The sequence below is a fragment of the Phytohabitans houttuyneae genome (genome assembly GCF_011764425.1).
In the GTDB taxonomy this organism is placed as follows: Bacteria; Actinomycetota; Actinomycetes; order Mycobacteriales; family Micromonosporaceae; genus Phytohabitans; species Phytohabitans houttuyneae.
On sequence record NZ_BLPF01000002.1, the window covers coordinates 219,616 to 236,354 of the forward strand.

At 69.5% G+C, this 16,739-nt stretch carries 17 protein-coding genes; 10 read left to right on the top strand and 7 right to left on the bottom strand.

Features of this window, described 5'->3' with window-relative positions; genetic code table 11:
- Window positions 1-36 precede the first annotated feature (36 nt).
- Genes Phou_RS24555 through Phou_RS24565 form a run of 3 tightly spaced genes read left to right on the top strand, consistent with a single transcriptional unit; the run spans window position 37 to window position 1,929 of the window.
- On the top strand, window positions 37-468 hold the full coding sequence (locus Phou_RS24555; RefSeq protein ID WP_173059341.1) for a hypothetical protein: 432 nt from the start codon (window positions 37-39) through the stop codon (window positions 466-468).
- 1 nt (window position 469) lies between these two features.
- The gene (locus Phou_RS24560) at window positions 470-1,402 is read left to right on the top strand and encodes a hypothetical protein (RefSeq protein WP_173059344.1); all 933 of its coding nucleotides are present in this window, start codon (window positions 470-472) and stop codon (window positions 1,400-1,402) included.
- 11 nt (window positions 1,403-1,413) lie between these two features.
- Entirely contained in the window at window positions 1,414-1,929 is a 516-nt protein-coding gene (locus tag Phou_RS24565) for a hypothetical protein (protein ID WP_173059347.1), read from the top strand.
- Between the two features lie 4 nt (window positions 1,930-1,933).
- Here Phou_RS24565 and Phou_RS24570 read toward each other — a convergent pair whose 3' ends face one another.
- Window positions 1,934-2,179 carry a hypothetical protein gene (locus Phou_RS24570; RefSeq protein ID WP_173059350.1) on the bottom strand — a complete coding sequence of 82 codons (246 nt, stop codon included), beginning with the start codon at window positions 2,177-2,179 and terminating at the stop codon, window positions 1,934-1,936.
- Window positions 2,180-2,346: 167 nt separating this feature from the next.
- Between Phou_RS24570 and Phou_RS24575 the strand changes: the two genes are divergently transcribed.
- The 3 genes from Phou_RS24575 (at window position 2,347) to Phou_RS24585 (ending at window position 5,511) form a co-directional block, all read left to right on the top strand.
- Window positions 2,347-2,757, top strand: coding sequence for an ArsR/SmtB family transcription factor (locus tag Phou_RS24575; protein ID WP_173059353.1), 411 nt, complete (start codon window positions 2,347-2,349; stop codon window positions 2,755-2,757).
- Window positions 2,758-2,769: 12 nt separating this feature from the next.
- Entirely contained in the window at window positions 2,770-3,786 is a 1,017-nt protein-coding gene (locus Phou_RS24580; RefSeq protein WP_173059356.1) for a permease, read from the top strand.
- Between the two features lie 120 nt (window positions 3,787-3,906).
- Complete coding sequence (locus Phou_RS24585) at window positions 3,907-5,511, top strand: alpha/beta fold hydrolase (protein WP_173059359.1); 1,605 nt, start codon at window positions 3,907-3,909, stop codon at window positions 5,509-5,511.
- Here Phou_RS24585 and Phou_RS24590 read toward each other — a convergent pair.
- The 3 genes from Phou_RS24590 to Phou_RS24600 all read right to left on the bottom strand — a co-directional run bounded on the left by Phou_RS24590 (window position 5,483) and on the right by Phou_RS24600 (window position 8,600).
- Window positions 5,483-6,574 (bottom strand): fatty acid desaturase family protein, encoded by a 1,092-nt coding sequence (locus tag Phou_RS24590; protein ID WP_173059362.1) that lies wholly within the window; start codon window positions 6,572-6,574, stop codon window positions 5,483-5,485. The genes Phou_RS24585 and Phou_RS24590 overlap by 29 nt on opposite strands.
- A 263-nt stretch (window positions 6,575-6,837) precedes the next feature.
- On the bottom strand, window positions 6,838-8,331 hold the full coding sequence (locus Phou_RS24595) for a bifunctional DedA family/phosphatase PAP2 family protein (RefSeq protein WP_173059365.1): 1,494 nt from the start codon (window positions 8,329-8,331) through the stop codon (window positions 6,838-6,840).
- 74 nt (window positions 8,332-8,405) lie between these two features.
- A complete protein-coding gene (locus Phou_RS24600) occupies window positions 8,406-8,600 on the bottom strand; it encodes a hypothetical protein (RefSeq protein ID WP_246273851.1) in 195 nt (64 codons plus the stop codon).
- A gap of 499 nt (window positions 8,601-9,099) precedes the next feature.
- Here Phou_RS24600 and Phou_RS24605 point away from each other — a divergent pair, with 499 nt between their 5' ends.
- Entirely contained in the window at window positions 9,100-9,798 is a 699-nt protein-coding gene (locus Phou_RS24605) for a CBS domain-containing protein (RefSeq protein WP_173059368.1), read from the top strand.
- 137 nt (window positions 9,799-9,935) lie between these two features.
- The gene (locus tag Phou_RS24610; protein WP_281365118.1) at window positions 9,936-11,495 is read left to right on the top strand and encodes a B12-binding domain-containing radical SAM protein; all 1,560 of its coding nucleotides are present in this window, start codon (window positions 9,936-9,938) and stop codon (window positions 11,493-11,495) included.
- A 44-nt stretch (window positions 11,496-11,539) separates the two neighbouring features.
- Here Phou_RS24610 and Phou_RS24615 read toward each other — a convergent pair whose 3' ends face one another.
- A complete protein-coding gene (locus Phou_RS24615; protein WP_173059375.1) occupies window positions 11,540-11,947 on the bottom strand; it encodes an STAS domain-containing protein in 408 nt (135 codons plus the stop codon).
- Between the two features lie 185 nt (window positions 11,948-12,132).
- The gene (locus Phou_RS24620; protein WP_173058951.1) at window positions 12,133-12,414 is read right to left on the bottom strand and encodes a hypothetical protein; all 282 of its coding nucleotides are present in this window, start codon (window positions 12,412-12,414) and stop codon (window positions 12,133-12,135) included.
- Between the two features lie 438 nt (window positions 12,415-12,852).
- On the opposite strand from Phou_RS24620, the gene Phou_RS24625 reads away from it, so the two are divergent.
- Entirely contained in the window at window positions 12,853-13,683 is an 831-nt protein-coding gene (locus Phou_RS24625) for a phosphatase PAP2 family protein (RefSeq protein WP_218579179.1), read from the top strand.
- 354 nt (window positions 13,684-14,037) lie between these two features.
- Entirely contained in the window at window positions 14,038-15,177 is a 1,140-nt protein-coding gene (locus tag Phou_RS24630) for a site-2 protease family protein (protein ID WP_173059378.1), read from the top strand.
- Between the two features lie 56 nt (window positions 15,178-15,233).
- Here Phou_RS24630 and Phou_RS24635 read toward each other — a convergent pair whose 3' ends face one another.
- Window positions 15,234-16,616: an MBL fold metallo-hydrolase RNA specificity domain-containing protein gene (locus tag Phou_RS24635; protein WP_173059381.1), complete on the bottom strand. Its 1,383-nt coding sequence runs from the start codon at window positions 16,614-16,616 to the stop codon at window positions 15,234-15,236.
- Window positions 16,617-16,739 lie beyond the last annotated feature (123 nt).

The window sequence follows — 16,739 nt, forward strand, 5'->3', positions numbered from 1 at the left end:
GCGCCGGCAAACCCCCTTCCGCCACAATGGACGGCTATGCGAGACAGCGAACCCGGCACGACGGACTCCGGCGACGAAGGCGTGCTGGAGGCGGCGCGGGCGATCCGCCCGTACCTGCGCGACCTGGTCGGCCCCGCCGAAGCCGGCACGTTCGACCGCCGGATAGCGGACCTGCTCACCGGCCCCGCCGACGCCGCGGCCACCGTCGCCGCGCTGCGGGCACTGCTCGCGGGGCACGAGGACACCGCGTGGTTCCTCGGCCGCGTGCTCGCCGACCGGCCGCTGTACCGGCCGCCGTACCAGCAGTCGGTCCCGCAGCGGGACATCAGCCGGCCCGCCGGGGACCCGGGCGCCATCGGTGCGGACCGCTACGTCTGCCCGGCCGGCGACTACGTCTGGTACCGGCCCGACGTGGGCACCCGGGTCCCGAACTGCCCGGACCACGGCGCCGCGCTGGTACGGGGCTGACGTGCTGACCGCCTTCTGGGAGGCCGCCGGCGGCAAGCTCGCCGACCGGTGGGCCACCGTCGCGGTACCCGCGCTGGTCTTCTGGCTCGGCGGCCTGCTCGCCTGGGCCCACCACCGCGGCGGGCTGGACGGGCTGCCGGGCGAGGCGTGGTTCACCGGGCAGACCAGCCCGGTCCAGGTCGCCGCCATCCTGATCGCCCTGCTCGGGGTGGCCGCGTCGGGCGCCCTCGTCGAGCGGACCGCCACCCCGGTCCTGCGCCTGCTCGAAGGCTACTGGCCGGCCTGGAGCCGCCCGCTGCGGCGGCGGCTGTGCGACACGCTGGCCCGCCGGGCGGCCGCCGAGACCGACGCGTGGCAGCGCGCGCACGCCCGCCTGCACTCGACCGATCCCACCGCCGACGACTTCGCCACGTACGCCCGGCTGGAGCGCCGGCGGCGGCGCCGGCCCGCCGCTCCCGCCTACTTCATGCCCACGCCGATCGGAAACATCCTGCGCGCGGCCGAGCGCCGCCCGGCGGACAAGTACGGCCTCGACACGATCGCGGTCTGGCCGCACCTGTGGCTGCTGCTGCCCGACTCGACCCGCACCGAGCTGCGGGCCGCGCGGTCCGCGCTCGACAGTGCCGTCGGCGCGGCCACCTGGGGAGTGCTGTTCTGCGCGTTCGCACCCTTGGCCTGGTGGGCGGTCCCGGTCGGGCTCGTCGTCGCCACCGTCGCGGTCACGGTCGCCACGCCGGCCCGGGCGCAGGCGTTCGGAGAGCTGGTGGAGGCCGCGTACGACCTGCACCGGGCCGCCCTCTACCAACAGCTGCGCTGGCCACTGCCGGCCAACCCGGAGGCCGAGCGCGGCGCCGGGGCCGAACTGAGCACGTACCTGTGGCGCGGCTCGGACAGCACGACGCCGACCTTCACCCCGCTGACGCCCGAGCCCTGAGGAGCGCACGTTTGCGAACTGTCTTTGCGGCGCCGCTCTATGTCCACTACGGACAGTACGAGCTGTTCGACGCCGACCATGACGACGGCCCGGAGTGGGAGTCGCTCGGGGCGGGTGGCGTCGGCGTGATCGGGGTCGAGACGGGAAGCGCGCTGCTGCTGACCAAACGGCATACCGGCGCCGTGCGGCTGACCGTGGCCTACGCCGAGACCGAGCCCGCGCCGGACGAGTCCTACGACGACATCGTGGAGATCGACTTCCTCGCCGAGGCGCGGTCGCTGTACCTGGCGACGTGGGCGCACGAGGAGGAGTTCGACCTGCCAGACCTGCCCGCCGGGCCGGGCAACTACCGCCTGCGCTACCACGGCCGCCAGATCGGGGACCTGGAGCCGGAGCCGACCGACACGGACCAGATAGCCGACGAGTACCTGCTGCAGATCTGGCCCGCCGCGCCAAGCCCGTCGCGCGTGGTCACGTCCACGTCGGGCTGGCTGGACTACTGGCTGGACAGCACTACACGCCGGTAGTCCCTCAGCCGATCAGTGTGTGGCCGATCTTGCCGGGATGGTTGCCCGGCCCGGACCTGGTGGAGGCCGGCTTTCGCGCCATCGGGCCGTTCGCCGCCGACCGGCCTGACGCCGCAGCCGACGTCCAAAGCGTGTGGGCCACCAGCGCAATCCAGGTCTCCAGAGACGGCACCGAGAAGGCGGCCACATAGACGCCGACGCTTGGCAGGTACAGACCAGTCCGATGGCGTTCGCCACGATCGGCGACCATACCGTGGCTTTGCCGAATGGCGCGGCGCGCAGCATGACCACGCCCACCAGGATGCCCGCCAGCGAACGTGCGCGCTGTCGGCAGGGCCGTTCTACTTAAGTTTCCGGGACGATGGTCCGTGACCATTCTCATTACACTATTCCACAAGACAGTGGAATGATGCATTTATGAGCATCAACACCACGGGGGCGGCAGACGCGGTAGTCCGGCCGGCCCTGCCCGACCGGTCGCAAATGGGAGCGGCTGACGCCAGCCGGCTGGAGCAGCTTTTCAAGGTGCTGGCCAACGACACCAGGCTACGGCTTCTACACGCCCTGGTCCGCGCCGGCGACCTGACCGTGACCCACCTGGCCGACACGGTCAACATGCGCCCCTCCGCGGTCTCCAACCAGCTGCAACGGCTCTCGGACAAGGGTGTCGTCGCCGCGCGGCGAGACGGCAACCGCATCTGGTACCGCGTCAGCGACCCGTGCGTGGTCGGGCTCATCGACCTCGCCTGGTGCCTCGTCGAGACCCCAGGCCCGACCCCGGTCGAGATCCGTGGCCCAGACACCGGTGGGACCCGGGCGACCGGATGAAAGGAGCTGGCCATGAACAACGTGGTGGGGACGGTGGCCGGTGTGCTCGGCCGGGTCCTCGTCGACGTGTGGACCTCGGTAACCCACATTTGGCCCTTCCTGGTGCTGAGCATCGTGGCCGCCGCAGCGCTCAACACCTACGTCGATACGGAGCGGCTGGCGGCGGCGCTGCGCCGGCGCACCGCCGTGGCGGTGCTGGGCGCGGTGGCGCTGGCGACGCTGACGCCGTTCTGCTCGTGCGGCACCATGGCGGTCGTCCTCGGTGCGCTGGCTTCGCGAGTGCCCTGGGCGCCCGTGGTCGCGTTTCTGGTCGCCTCGCCGCTGACGAGCCCCGAGGAGTACGCGCTCTCCGTTGGCCTGTTCGGGTTACCGTTCGCGACCACCTACTTCGTCGCCGCGATCCTGCTCGGGCTTTTTGCCGGCGCGGTCACGTCGACCGTCGAACGCACCGGCTGGCTGGCCGGCCAGGCCCGGCTGCGCACCGAGCGGCCAGCAACCGCGGGCGGCGCCACTGGCGGTTCCGACGCGACGTCCTGCGGCGCGTCCCAGGTTGACACTGCGAACGCGGCCGGAAGCGGCACGACCGCGACCCTCGCCCGGAACACCCCGGCGCGTACCCGTTGGAAGCTGGACGCGTTCGCCCGCGAGCTGACCGTCACCGCCCGCCGGCTGACCCTGTACTTTCTCGGATTCGCCGCGACCGGATACCTGGTCATCGAGGCCGTCCCCACCGCGTGGCTGACCGACTACCTGGGCGGCGGCTCGGTACTGGCGGTTCCGCTGTCGGCGCTGCTCGGCGTCCCGGTCTACCTCAACACCGAGGGCTCCCTCCCGCTGGTCGCGGCACTCGTGGAGGGTGGGATGGGTGCCGGTCCGGCACTGGCCTTCCTGGTTACCGGTGCGGGCACCAGCATCGGCGCAATCACCGGCCTGTTCCTCGTCGCCCGCGGCCGCGTCGTCACCCTCGTCGTAGGGCTCCTGGCCACCGGCGCCGTCCTCCTCGGCTGGCTCGCCCCCATCTGGCTGTGAGCCGGCAGGTTGCCGGCTGATCGGGCCAGTAGCCCCTGACCAGTGGTTCATTGGGCCCTGGCCCGGGGACGTCCGCACGGGCGAGCCTGCGGATATCGGCAACCGAGGGAGGTGGCCGTTGTGGCTGCCACGCAGACCAGCCGTGCACCGCTGGCCGCGCCGGCCGTACCTGCCGGGCGGTGGCGGCTCTGGTGGGCCGGCTACGGCCGCCCCCTTACCGGTGCCGTCGCGGTGGGCGTCCTGTCGGGCGTCCTGTCCGCGGCGAGCATGCCGCGCGGGCCGGTCACCCGAGGGCAGGCACTGGTACTGCTCGCGGGGTTGCTGGTGGCCGGCGTGGCCGCCGGTGTGCTGCTGCGTTCGCGCTGGGCGGTGCCGCTTGCTCCGGTGGCGCATCTGGTCGGGTTCGAGGTGACCCGCGCGACCGTCGCCGACGTCGAAGGCGCACTCTTCGGACCGGTCCACCTCGGTACCTCCGCCGGCGCTCTGCTGTTTGTCGTCAGCCACCTGTTCTATGCGATCGTGACGGTGCCACCGGCGGTGCTGGGAGCGATCGCGGGCGCCGCGTACGCCCGGCGGCGGCGGCCGTCACCGGCTCGCTCGCCGCGGTCGCGTGCCAGGCGGATCGCCGGTCGGGCCGGCCTGGCGCTGCGGATGTCACTGACGGTGCTGCTCGCCGCCGGTGTGGCCCTGGCGGGGTTCCAACTCGCTCGCCCCGGCCAGGTGGCGCCGGTGCTCGGCTCCGACGGCGAGCCCGTCCCCGGCAGCGTCGCGACGCATGAACGGATCCGGCTGGGCGGCACCGACCAGTGGGTTTCGATCCGTGGCCGCGACGTCGACAATCCCGTGCTGCTCTACCTATCCGGAGGGCCTGGTGGCTCGGACCTGGCCCTGGTGCGCTGGAACAAGCGCATGGAGGACTCGTTCACCGTGGCGGTGTGGGAGCAGCGCGGCACCGGCATGTCCTACGCCTCCCTCGACCCGACCGCCGAGCTCACGGTGGACCGGATGGTGGCCGACGGGATCGAGCTGACCCGCTGGCTGCGGACCAGGTTCGACGAGCAGAAGATCTACATGGTCGGCAACTCGTGGGGCACCATCCTCGGCGTGTTGATGGCCCAGCGCGCCCCCGAGCTCTTCTGGGCCTACGTCGGCACCGGGCAGATGGTCAGCGTTGCCGAGACCGACCGCATCCTCTACCGGCAGTCGCTGGCGTACGCCGAGCGGATCGGTGACGACTCTCTCGCCGCCCGGCTGCGTGCCTGGGGACCGCCGCCCTACGATGACCCGCTGATCGACGCGACCGCCCACGCCACCATCGGACTGCTCTACGAAGACTTGGAGCCGTACGACCTGGCGGCAACTGAGATCCGCCCCAACACCATGACCAACAGATTCTTCCACGGTGAGTACGGCCTGCTGGACAGCTGGAACTCGTTGCGAGGCCTGGCCGACATGTTCAGCGTCCTCTACCCGCGGCTGCAGGACGTCGACCTACGCACCGGCGCGGACCGGCTCGACCTGCCGGTCTACGTCCTGGAAGGCCGGCACGAGCTGTCCGCCCGCCGGCTACCCGCGCTCGACTGGTACGACAAGCTCCAGGCGCCCGGCAAGCAGCTCATCTGGTTTGAACGCTCCGGCCACAACCCGCAGTTCGAAGAGGCCACCCGCTACACCGAGCTGATGAGCGGCACTGTGCTCACCGCGACGTACGGATCGTCGCCGTGACCCGGCCGGAGCGGCCGACCGCGTCGAGGTGGCGCAACGCCTGGGCGTACGAGTCGATCAGGCCCGTCTCGCAGTAAGGCAAGTCGTGCTGCCGGCAGAACTCCTGGACGATCGGCTGGGCGCGGCGAAGGTTGGGTCGGGGCATGCTCGGGAACAGGTGGTGCTCGATCTGGTAGTTGAGCCCGCCGAGGAGGTAGTCGACCAGCCATCCGCCGCGTACGTTGCGGGAGGTAAGCACTTGGCGACGCAGGAAGTCGCTGTGGTCGTCCGCGGACAGGATCGCCATGCCCTTGTGGTTTGGTGCGAAGGAGCAGCCGAGGTAGAGGCCGAAGAGCCCTTGCTGCACAGCGATGAATGCCACGGCCTTGACCGGCGACAGCACCAGGAAAACCACCGCGAGGTACCCGACGAAGTGTGCGGCCAGCAGGGCTATCTCCCAGCGGCGATGCCGGGCCACGCGGCCTGCGGCCACTGCACGGATGCTGGCGACGTGCAGATTCACCGCCTCCAGCAACAGCAAGGGGAAGAAGAAGTACGCCTGGTAGCGGTACAGCGCCCGCGCCACGGGTCCCCAACTGCCCGAGTCGGTTGCGGTGAAGGCCAGCGCGCCGCTCTCGATGTCGGGGTCCTTGCCCTCTTGGTTTGGGTGGGCGTGGTGGCGGTTGTGCTTGTCCACCCACCAGCCGTAGCTGAGCCCGGCGGCAAGGTCAGCGTGCAACAACCCGATGATGTCGTTGGTTCTGCGGCTGGCGGTGATCTGCTGGTGCCCGGCCTCGTGGCCGATGAACCCGATCTGCGTGAAGACGAAGGCCAGGAAAAGGGCGACTACCATCTGCCACCACGAATCGCCCACCCACACGAAGGCGGCCCAGCCAGCGGCCAGCATCAGAGCGGTGATGAGGATGCGCCAGGTGTAGTAGCCGCCACGGCGTTCGAGAAGGCCGGCATTCTTTACCCGCTTCAGCAGCAGACCATATGATCCGCCGCCCGCCGAGCTGACAATCCGGGCATGCGGCTGCTGGTCTCGGTGGAAAGCCGTGGCCGTCGTATCAGACCTGGACATGGTGTCCTCCCTGCTGGCGGACTCGACTGAGGATCGCCGGGGTCCAGGGCGACAGCACTCTTGGCAGGAGATCCGTCACCGGTTCGGACCTGCGCACGCATTGCCAGGATGCTCCTGGCCCGTCCGTCCGGGGCAGAGACTGTCGTCCCGGAGTCCGCGGGCCGTTAGACCTTGTTCACAACCGCGCGATGGGTCTGGCAGTCCGGCGTCGACATCGGGACGATGCCTGCGGACAACCCTTCGCGACGGCCGTCGACCCGGCACTAGCCGGACGGCGACGTGCCGGCCTTGCCCTGAACCGCTTTGGTCCCGAAGCCGGCGCCGTCACCGTCACCCGAGCTGTGGGTCGCGGCCAGCGGCGCCGTGTCTGGGTGCGTCGCTGGCGTGCTCTCACGGGTTCGGGCTCCGCGCACCAGGACGCCGAAGGTCGTGATCACCAGGGCGGACCAGGCCGCCCCCAGAGCAAAGCCACCAAAGACGTCGGGGAGCCAGTGCGCGCCCAGATACAGGCGTGAGAAACCGACGAGCATCATGACCAGGACCGCCAACGCCCACACGCTGACCCGATGCCCCCAGCGCCGGAGTCGGCCGGCCAGCAGGTAGGCGATTACCCCGTAGGTGGCCGCTGCCTGCGCACTGTGCCCAGACGGGAAGGCGTACGCCGGCGCCGCGGTCAGCACGTTCGCGATGTCCGGCCAGGTCTGTGTCGTCAACAGTTTGATCGAGTTCACCAGCACATTTGTGCCACCCGCGACGGCGAACACCATGAGGGCGGTCGGCCACCGGTATCCCTTCCGGGCCAGCACCACAACGGAGATGCCCAGAAGCACGACAGCGACCTGGCCGCTGCCCAACGCCGTGAGAACACGCATGAAGCCGGTCAGCCAGGCTGTGCGACGTTCCGCCAGCCAGGCGGCGACGGGGCTGTCGGGAGTGGCGAGCTCGTCCTTGTGCAGGACGTCCGTGAGGATGCGGCCGAAGGCCCATCCCGCGAGCCCGATAACGACCAGGCCCACGGTCAGTGACAGGCCAAGCGCACCGCCCGGAGTGAACCGCCGGGCGATGAACGCCAGCTCCCGGCGGTAACGCCTGCGCAGGCCGAGAACGTATGGACGATCGACCACCTGGTCCACCGCGGCCCGGAGACGCTCCGGATGGGTGGCGATCCACCGCGCCGACGCTGTCACCACACCGATCAACACGAGGAGGATAACCAGAACCACCCCGGCCGGCCCTGTGACGGCGGCGACCTTCTGGTACGAACCCCCGGCGAAATAGCCGATCAGTACAGATCCGGGCCCCCAGATCAGACCGCCGACCGCGGCGTACGTCGCGAAGGTCCGAAAGCGCATCCGTGCCATCCCGGCCGCCATCGGCATCACCGCACGCAACACCCCCACCAGACGGCCGAACAGGATCGCCCGCGCGCCACGCTTGACCAGGGCCTTGTCCACCGCAGCCCATCGGGTCGGCCCGATACGGCGTCCCAGCCGGCTGGTCCGAAGCGCCGGTCCGTAACGGCGGCCGATCGCGTACGCGAGCAGATATCCCCCGACCGACCCCGCGGCGGCCAGCACCAACATCACGGTGAGGCTGACCCGGCCGTGAAACGCGAGCAACCCACCCAGGACAAGGACGAGCTCACCGGGCAGCACCAGCCCGAGAAACAGCGACTCCGCCGTGGCCAGAACCGCAACCACCGCGTAGGCCACCACGGGCGGCACGGCAGCCATCACATCGCTGAGCCAGCGCCCCATCACCGCTGCCCTTCCATCGTCCGGGCACCGCACCAGGCAGGACCCGTGCCGCCCGCTCTCGTGTTTCGCTTCGGTCACGCGTGCTGGGGAACGCGGTCGACCCATCTCAAGCCGTCTGGATCGATCTCAAGGGTTGCGAGCAGGCTGCGGTTCTTGCCGACGTCGACGATCTCGGGCAGTTCACGTTCGAACCAGTCGGCTCGTGCGAGCTTCCCCCTGGATCGCAGGATCGAAACGATCTCTGCTCTGCGGACGTGCATGGCGGTCATGACCGTTCCTCCTCATCCGCGGTAGTCAGCGCGTATCCTCCGCTCCCAGACCATCCCGGCGGCCGATGTCCGGCTACCGCGACCAGCCCCTGTCCATTGCCAGCCTGCGCCGTGTCAGTTGGATAAGGCAGAGTCGTTCTACCCGTGGCACCAGGACGTGCGGTCTGTCCGCCGTCGCCCTGCATGATCGGTGCTGACCGGACCGACGAGCCTTCCGTCCAGGCGGTCGCGGTGTCTTGGCTTGTCTGGCTGGTTCGGGTGCCGCCCCCTCCGTTCGTTGCGCTCTTCACCAGGGCCTGCCAGGACAGGTCATTGGTCCCTAGGGGGTGGCTTCTCGGCGGCGGCACTATGAGCGTAGGCACCCGGTGGTGAAGAGATGGAACTGGCACCGGGGGAACGCCGGGATGGTTTCGGATGACCGACGCCCTCTGAAGCGCGCTTTTCGGCACAGGCAGGGCGCGAGTATCCCGGAACAGGGTCCGTCTGGAAGGAGACGGCCATGAGGATCTGGACGGTCGCGGACGTCATGACTGCCGACGTCGTGGCGGTAACCGCCGACGCGAGCTACCGCCGCATCGTCGGCCTACTCGCCGAAAGACGGATCAGCGCGGTGCCTGTCGTCGACGAGGACCGGCGAGTCATAGGTGTCGTGTCCGAAGCCGATCTGCTCTACAAGACCGCATTCGCGGGCCAGAACACCGGCCGCCGGGTCCCCAGCCGGCACCACCTGCCAAGGAACGACGACAAAGGTCAGCCTGCCCGTCGGCTGATGACCACACCCGCGGTGACCACGGGACCGGGCACCTCGCTGGCCGCCGCAGCACGCCAGATGGATCACCGGCATGTCAGGCACCTACCCGTCGTGGACGGGGACGGCGTCCTCATTGGAATCATCGCCCGCTCCGACCTGTTGAAGGTGCACCTGCGCTCGGACGACGAACTCAGGCGCGACATCGTCCACGACGTACTCGGCCGGACCATGTCCCTCGAGCCGTCCACGGTCGCGGTGAACGTGCACGACGGCGTCGTGGACCTACGCGGAAATCTGGACCGCAAGACAGTCGCCGACCTGGTGGTCAACCTGACGGCTGCGGTCGCCGGCGTGGTGAGAGTCGACGACAGACTGACGTACGACACCGACGACACCGGCACCGCCAACCCGCGGGACTACTGGCCGTATCCGGCCATCCCGACCTGACCTCGGTCGGGCTCCGCAGGAGCAAGCGGGCGCGCTGCTGGTGAGGCTGAGCGTCCGCCGCCGCGGCGCTGAACCCGGCACGACCTGGCCCGCTGGCCAACGTGGACCTGCAACACAGTTCCCGCCGGAGGTACGAAATGCGAGTTCGGTTCATCGAGCCGAGGCCGCCAGGCCACCACGTCTACGACCGAGCCCTGCTGCCCCGGCTCGGCTGCCCACTGATGGCCACCATGCTGCGCGAGCGGGGCCACGACGCGTACTGCTACTGCGACGTGCTGGCCTCGGTGGACGTCGATGACTGCCTACGGGCGGACCTGGTCGGAATCTCGGCCACTACCTCGACACAGCCCTACGCCTACCGCCTCGCCGACGAACTCGAAACAGCTGGCGTCCCGGTCGTCCTGGGCGGTCCGCACGTCACGTTCATGGCTGACGAAGGACTCGAACACGCCAGCTACGTCGTACGCGGCGAGGGTGAGCACACCATATGCCAGCTTGTACAGGCCGTTGATCGGGAAGAGTCGCCAGCGAACATCGCCGGCCTGTCATGGCGCGACACCGATCGGCGCGCACACCACAACCCGCCGCGCGGGCCCTGCTCGCAGCAGCAGTTCCAGGCGCTGCCGATCCCGGACTTGTCGCTCATCCACGGCCACGAACGTATGACCACCAAACCGCTGATGACCCAGTGGGGCTGCCCGTACGACTGCGAGTTCTGCGCGGTCACCGCCATGTTCTCCCGGTCGGTCCGCTACCGGCGCACTGACCAGATCCTCACCGAACTTGCCGGTCTCGACGCCGAACGGGTCTTCTTCCACGACGATCTGTTCGTGGTCAACAAGAACCGCACCCGAGACCTACTCCGTCAGATGCTTGCCCGTGACCTCACGCCGCAATGGCTGGCGCAGGTACGCGCCGCCGAGACCGTGCTGCTTTCAAAGGCATCCCGCCAGCCTGACTTGGAACTGCTGCGCCTGATGAGAGACGCCGGATGCTGGATGGTGATGGTGGGATTCGAGAGCATCTCGGACGATGCTCTCAAGCAGATGAACAAGAAACAGACCGTCCGCGACATCGTCGACGCCGTAGATCTGTTCCACCGGTACGGGATCAAGGTGCACGGCATGTTCGTCATCGGCACCGACACCGACACCGCCGAACAGGCCGACCACACCGTCCAATTCGCCAAGCGGGTCGCTATCGACACCATCCAGCTCATGATCGAGACACCGCTGCCCGGGACCCGCCTGTACCGCAGAGCACAGGCCGAAGGCCGGATCATCACCACCGACTGGGCTCTTTACGACGGGCACCACGCGGTAATGCGGCCAGCTCGGATGCACCCGCTCGACCTGCAGCGGGCCATGCTCGACGCGATGCGGCGCTTCTACTCTCAACCGAACATCGCGATCCCCGCCGCGCGGACCCTGCTCCGGCACGCCCCCTCCTTCGCCCGGATCGCCTTACGCAACCACGTACCGGCGCAGCTGCCCACCCTCGCCGCACTCGCCCTCCGCCACCGCTGGCACGACTTGCTCGACACGCTCACCACGGGGCTGCCAAAGACGGATCGACGTGTCATCGAAGACGCACTCGCCGTTCCGGTGCTCCGTGCGTACGGACGCGAACAGATCACCGAATGGCAGTCACAGGACCACACCAGGACCCACCTCGACCTGCTGGCCACGCTGCCATGAGCGAGCAGGGCGGCATCCGGTGCCAACCACAGACCTCAGTGGACTCAGGGACAGGTTCGGCCTCCCGGCGGATACGCAGACCCTGCGGCACCTCGCTGCAGCTCGACCGGATCGGTGAGGACCCGAAGTAATCCGGTCAACTGGAGAACCCGGCTGACAATGGGCTGCGGATCGGTGATATGCATCCGGCATCCGGCCTGGATGGCAGCGTTACGCACACCGACGAGCACAGCGACTCCGGTGCAGTCCATGAAAGTCACCCCGGCGAGGTTTACATCGAGCAGGTCGGGCCGGTGCTGGTACAGCACGCGTAGCAACCGCTCACGCAGCGCGGCCGCGTTTGCCAGGTCGATCTCTCCAGTGACGGCGACCCGCAACGTGGCCGGCGACGACACGCTGCTTTCGATGTTCAGCGGTGCCACCGGGGCCAGCGGGTACAACGGTGTGGACATGGTGTTCCTCCAGCCCCAAACGCCTACGAAGATGCGAGTGTTGAGCGGGCGAGGACTGGGCCCGTGCTCGGGCGGCCGCAACCAGCCCGATATGTCGCGGCGGCGACGCCGGTTCGACCGGCTGTTTACATCACTGGACGCCGTGTGTCTACCGGCCGCACTGCGGCTGCCGATCCGCCGAGCCGCTAATGCCTCAGCGCTCGACGCCGGAGTCCGCCGACCGCGGCTGTCCCGAGGAACAGAATGATCCCGACGATGCCGAGCCACAGCAAGCCATCGATGGCGATCCCAACAATCGCCAGAATCAACCACAACACCATCAGCACAACGAAGAGAATGAGCATGACAACCTCCCACGGGAGCAGTTGGTCGGGCCGCTCGACGCCAATACCCGACACTCGGTTGGCTTCGTCCGCAGCTAGGCGACGCATGCCGGCCAAGCGACGACCAACGAAATCCTGGTCCAAGCCTGCAGCGCGTGTAGGGCACCACGACCAGGGAACGCGGGCACGCATACACAACGCCCTCGTGACTGCTAACCCGGGGTGAAACTCCGCCGGGTGCCTTGTCCGGCAGCCCCGCAGCCAGGGCGTAGGTGGTGAACATGACTTGCTGACACTCACAGTCTCGCCGATGTAGCCCCAAACGCGCGTGTGCCGGAGTTCCCTTTTGTCGCGGGACCAAAGTCCCGCCTCCCACAAAACGTCGTCGAGGGCGTCCACTTCGCTGGAGTACGGGTAGCCGCACCAGCGGTGTGGTCACGGCGGCGGTGTACGTGATCGCATCCTGGGTCGGGGCATCGTCCGTACCGCCTCCTCGGGACTGTCGACCGTGCGATGGGGTTCGAACGACCCTGAGTCCCAGCCCTCGCCCATCCCATCCTGGAAGGGCGAAGGGAGGACGAGGTGTGGCGACGGCATGCGTACCCCGCGAGCGGCGCGGTGCCCCGCCTCGTCGGCGCCGCCGGCCCTGTTCTCCGGTTCCTCCAACAGATCTTGATCGTGATTGGCGCGGTGGTCGCCTACTTCGGTGTGCGCGGCCTCACCGAAGGCGACGTGACGGCCGCCGTCCGCAACGCCGAGCGGGTGATGGCCGTGGAACGGCTGCTCGCCCTCGACCGGGAGACCTGGCTGCAACAGGCCGTCCTCGACGTGCCGTTCGCGACAACGTTCTTCAACTGGGTCTACATCTACGGGCACTGGCCGCTGATCACCGTGGTGCTGTGCTGGCTGGCGACCCGGCACCGGCCGGTGTTCTTGCGGGTGCGCAACGCGATGCTCGTGTCGGGTGGTATCGGCATCTTCATCTTTGCCGCGCTGCCGGTGGCCCCACCGAGGCTGGCCGGGATCGGGCTTGTCGACACGGTGACCGAGCAATCGAACTCCTACCGGGTGCTGCAGCCGGCCGCGTTCACGAACCAGTACGCGGCGATGCCCAGCCTGCACGTCGGCTGGAACCTGGTCGTCAGCCTGGCGGTCGTTCTGGCGACCCGTCGCCTCTGGCTGCGGGTCCTCGCCGTGGCTGTGACCTTGTCGATGGACGCGGCCGTCGTGCTGACCGCCAACCACTACCTGCTGGACGTCGTGGCCGGGCTCGCGCTTGCCGGCGGTGCCTGGCTCCTGGTGTGCCGCCGTTCGCGCCGGCCAGCGGTCCTGTGGCAGGTTGGCCGGCGCCCGAAGGGCGATCCGGATGGCGGCGGCCCGGGCGGGGCGACGGTTCCCGCGTGTGGGCGCTGAGGCGATGGGCTGTCCCCTCGCCTCAGCCCCGAAAGACGCCGGTCGCCCTTCACCCGGGCGGCGACGTCACCTGCCGTGCGTACCCGTCAATTCACCGGCGTCGGCGAACCGCCGGCGCCGTACATTCACGGCGTACTCATCCCCTCAGCTGGTAGGTGGGACGGTAACGCGTGCTCTGCCCGCCGGTCAGGGCCAGCCGCCCTGTGCCTTGGGGCCCTTGGACCCGGCGGCTCGTTCACGACCGTGGCTGTCCCGGAGCCGGGCCGGATGGCCGCTCAAGGGGGTCGCACGGCCGTGGCCGCACGCCTTCCGGCGGCGCATGGTGAAGCTGAACGAGGCAGGGCAGGCGGTCACATGCGACAGACGGTTCCGCTGGGTCGGATAGCTGGCATCCCCGTCGCTGTCCACTGGACGGTGCTCGTGATCGCGCTGCTTTTGGCGCAGGGCCTCGCGGGAGTCGTGCTGCCGGCCAACGCGCCGGGACGCGAGACCGGCGCATACTGGCTGGTGGCGCTGGCCGTGGCGGGGGTCTTCCTCGGCTCGGTGCTCGCGCACGAGGCAGCGCATGCCTTGGTGGCTCGGCATTACGGCGTGCGGGTCCGCCGCATCACGCTCTGGTTGCTCGGCGGCGTGGCCGAGTTGGACAGCCAGCCGCCGCACCCCCGTGCAGACCTGCTTATCGCTCTCGCGGGACCGGCGGTCAGCGCAGGCTGCGCCGTCCTCTTCGGCGCCGCGGCGGTCGAGGCACACAGGTTCGGCAGCTCGCCACTGGCGGAGGCGTCGCTGGGCTGGTTGGCACTCGTCAACGGCATGCTGGCCGTCTTCAACCTTCTGCCCGGCGCCCCGTTGGACGGTGGCCGGATTCTGCGCGCCATCCTCTGGCGCGTGCGCGGCGACCGTGCGGCGGCCCAGCGTACCGCCGGCCGGGTCGGATTCGTCCTTGGCGTGCTGGTCCTGGCGATTGGTGCCGCCGAGGTGCTGCTCGTCGCGGACCTTGGCGGGCTGTGGCTGATGCTCATCGGCGCATTTCTCGCCACCGCGGCCCGCGCCGAGCAGGCCGGTGACGACCTGGCCGCCCTCCTTGGCGGGACGCGGGTCGACGACGTGATGACCGCTCCTGCGGTTTGCGGCGGCGAGTGGCAGAGCGTCGCCTCGTTCGTCGAAGCGGTCGCCAGCCGGGTTCCGCACCGTAGGTTCCCGGTGGTGGACCTGGACGGCAGGCCTATGGGGACCGTCGGCCTCAGCGAACTCGCCCGCGTGCCGGCCCGGCGCCAGCCGGTCGTCCGCCTCCGTGACGTACTGGTTCCTCTGGCCAGGACGCGGATCGTCGCCGCTGACACGCCGCTCGCGGAGGTCGCCATGTCGGCGTTGCCGCCCTTGGCGCTCGTGGTGGCGCAGGGCCGCGTCATCGGTGTACTCAGCCCAGGTGATGTCGAGCGCGCGGTGCAGCTCGCGCTTGTTCGGGTACGGCAGGCAGGAGCCGCCGCCGACTAACCCGCCAACTGCTCAGCGGCGGCCGCCGAACCGACCGGCGGCTGCGCCAGCAGCACTCACAGCAGCACGCGTTCGGCGTAGCGCGGCAGGACGGCGGACCACCCGAGCTCGGTGCCGATGCGCGCCGCCAGGACCGAGGACGGTCCTGGTTCCCCGTGCACCACATAGCAGGTATCCGGTGGCGAGACCGCCGATCGCAGCCAGGCCAGCAGCCCGTCGGCGTCCGCGTGCGCGGACAGTTCGTCGACGCCAGCGACTTCCGCTCGGACCGGCACGTACCGGCCGAACATCTTCAGCGTCGACGCGCCGTCCAGCAGCGCCCGGCCACGGGTGCCGGCCACCTGGAAGCCCGGCAGCAGGATCAGGTTGCGCGGGTGCGGTGCCAAGTGTTCCAGATGATGCACGACCCGGCCGCCGGTAGCCATACCCGAGGCCGAGATGATGACGCACGGCGCCGGCGGGGAATTGAGCCGCCGTGACTCCTCCACCGTGTGTGCAAGGCGCAGTTCGCCCGGATCGAACGGGTCGGTGGCAGCCCGACGCACTTCGGCGCGGATCTCGAGGCTTCCCTCGCGCACCGCCTCGCGGTATACCTCCAGCGCGGCCAGTGCCATCGGGCTGTCCACGTAGACCGGCACCACCGGCAGCGCACCCGAGGTCATCAGCTCCCGCAGTGCCATGAGCAGCACCGGCGTGCGATCGACCGCGAACGCCGGGATCAGCACCACGCCACCGCGGGCGAGGGCTCGGCCGATCGGCTCAGCCAGCGCGTGCAGGCTGCGCGGCGGGTGGCGGCGGTCGCCGTACGTGGATTCCACCACGAGGGCGTCCACTGCCGGTGCCGGGTCCGGCGGTGCGAGCAGCGGGTGCGTGCAACGGCCGAGGTCACCGCTGAACGCCACCGACCCACCGGCGGCTTGTACCTCCACTGTGGATGACCCGAGGATGTGACCCGCACGCTGGAGCCGCACCGTCATGCCGCTGACCGGCTGGTTCCGTCCGTAGGGTAGCGGCCGCAGGAGCGCAATCGCCTTCTCCGCATCGCCGGTGTCGAACAGCGGCAGTGGCGGGTCGTGCCGGCTGGAGCCGCGGCGGGCCGCGTACTGCGCGTCCTCCTCCTGCAGGTGCGCCGCGTCCCGAAGCACGATCGGCACGACGTGCGCCGTCCAGGGCGAGCAGTACACCGGCCCAGAGAACCCATCGCGGACCAGGCGCGGCAGGTAGCCGCAGTGGTCCAGGTGGGCATGGCTCAGCACGACCGCGTCCACGTCCGGCGTGAGCCCGGGTACCGGCGCCCAGTTGCGCCGCCGCAGCTCCCGGTCGCCCTGGTACAGGCCGCTGTCGACTAGCAGCCGGCTGTGCCCAGCCGATATCAGGAACTTGCTACCGGTGACGGTGCCGGTGGCGCCGAGGAAACGCAGGCTGAGTCCATCACTCATATCCTCATTCCACGGCGGCGCCAGCCCTCCGGCGTAGATGCACACGGCCGTCATGAACGGGCCTTGTGGCCCTGCACGCGGACGACCGGCCACCAGGACGATGCGGTCGAGGCGATCGGTGCG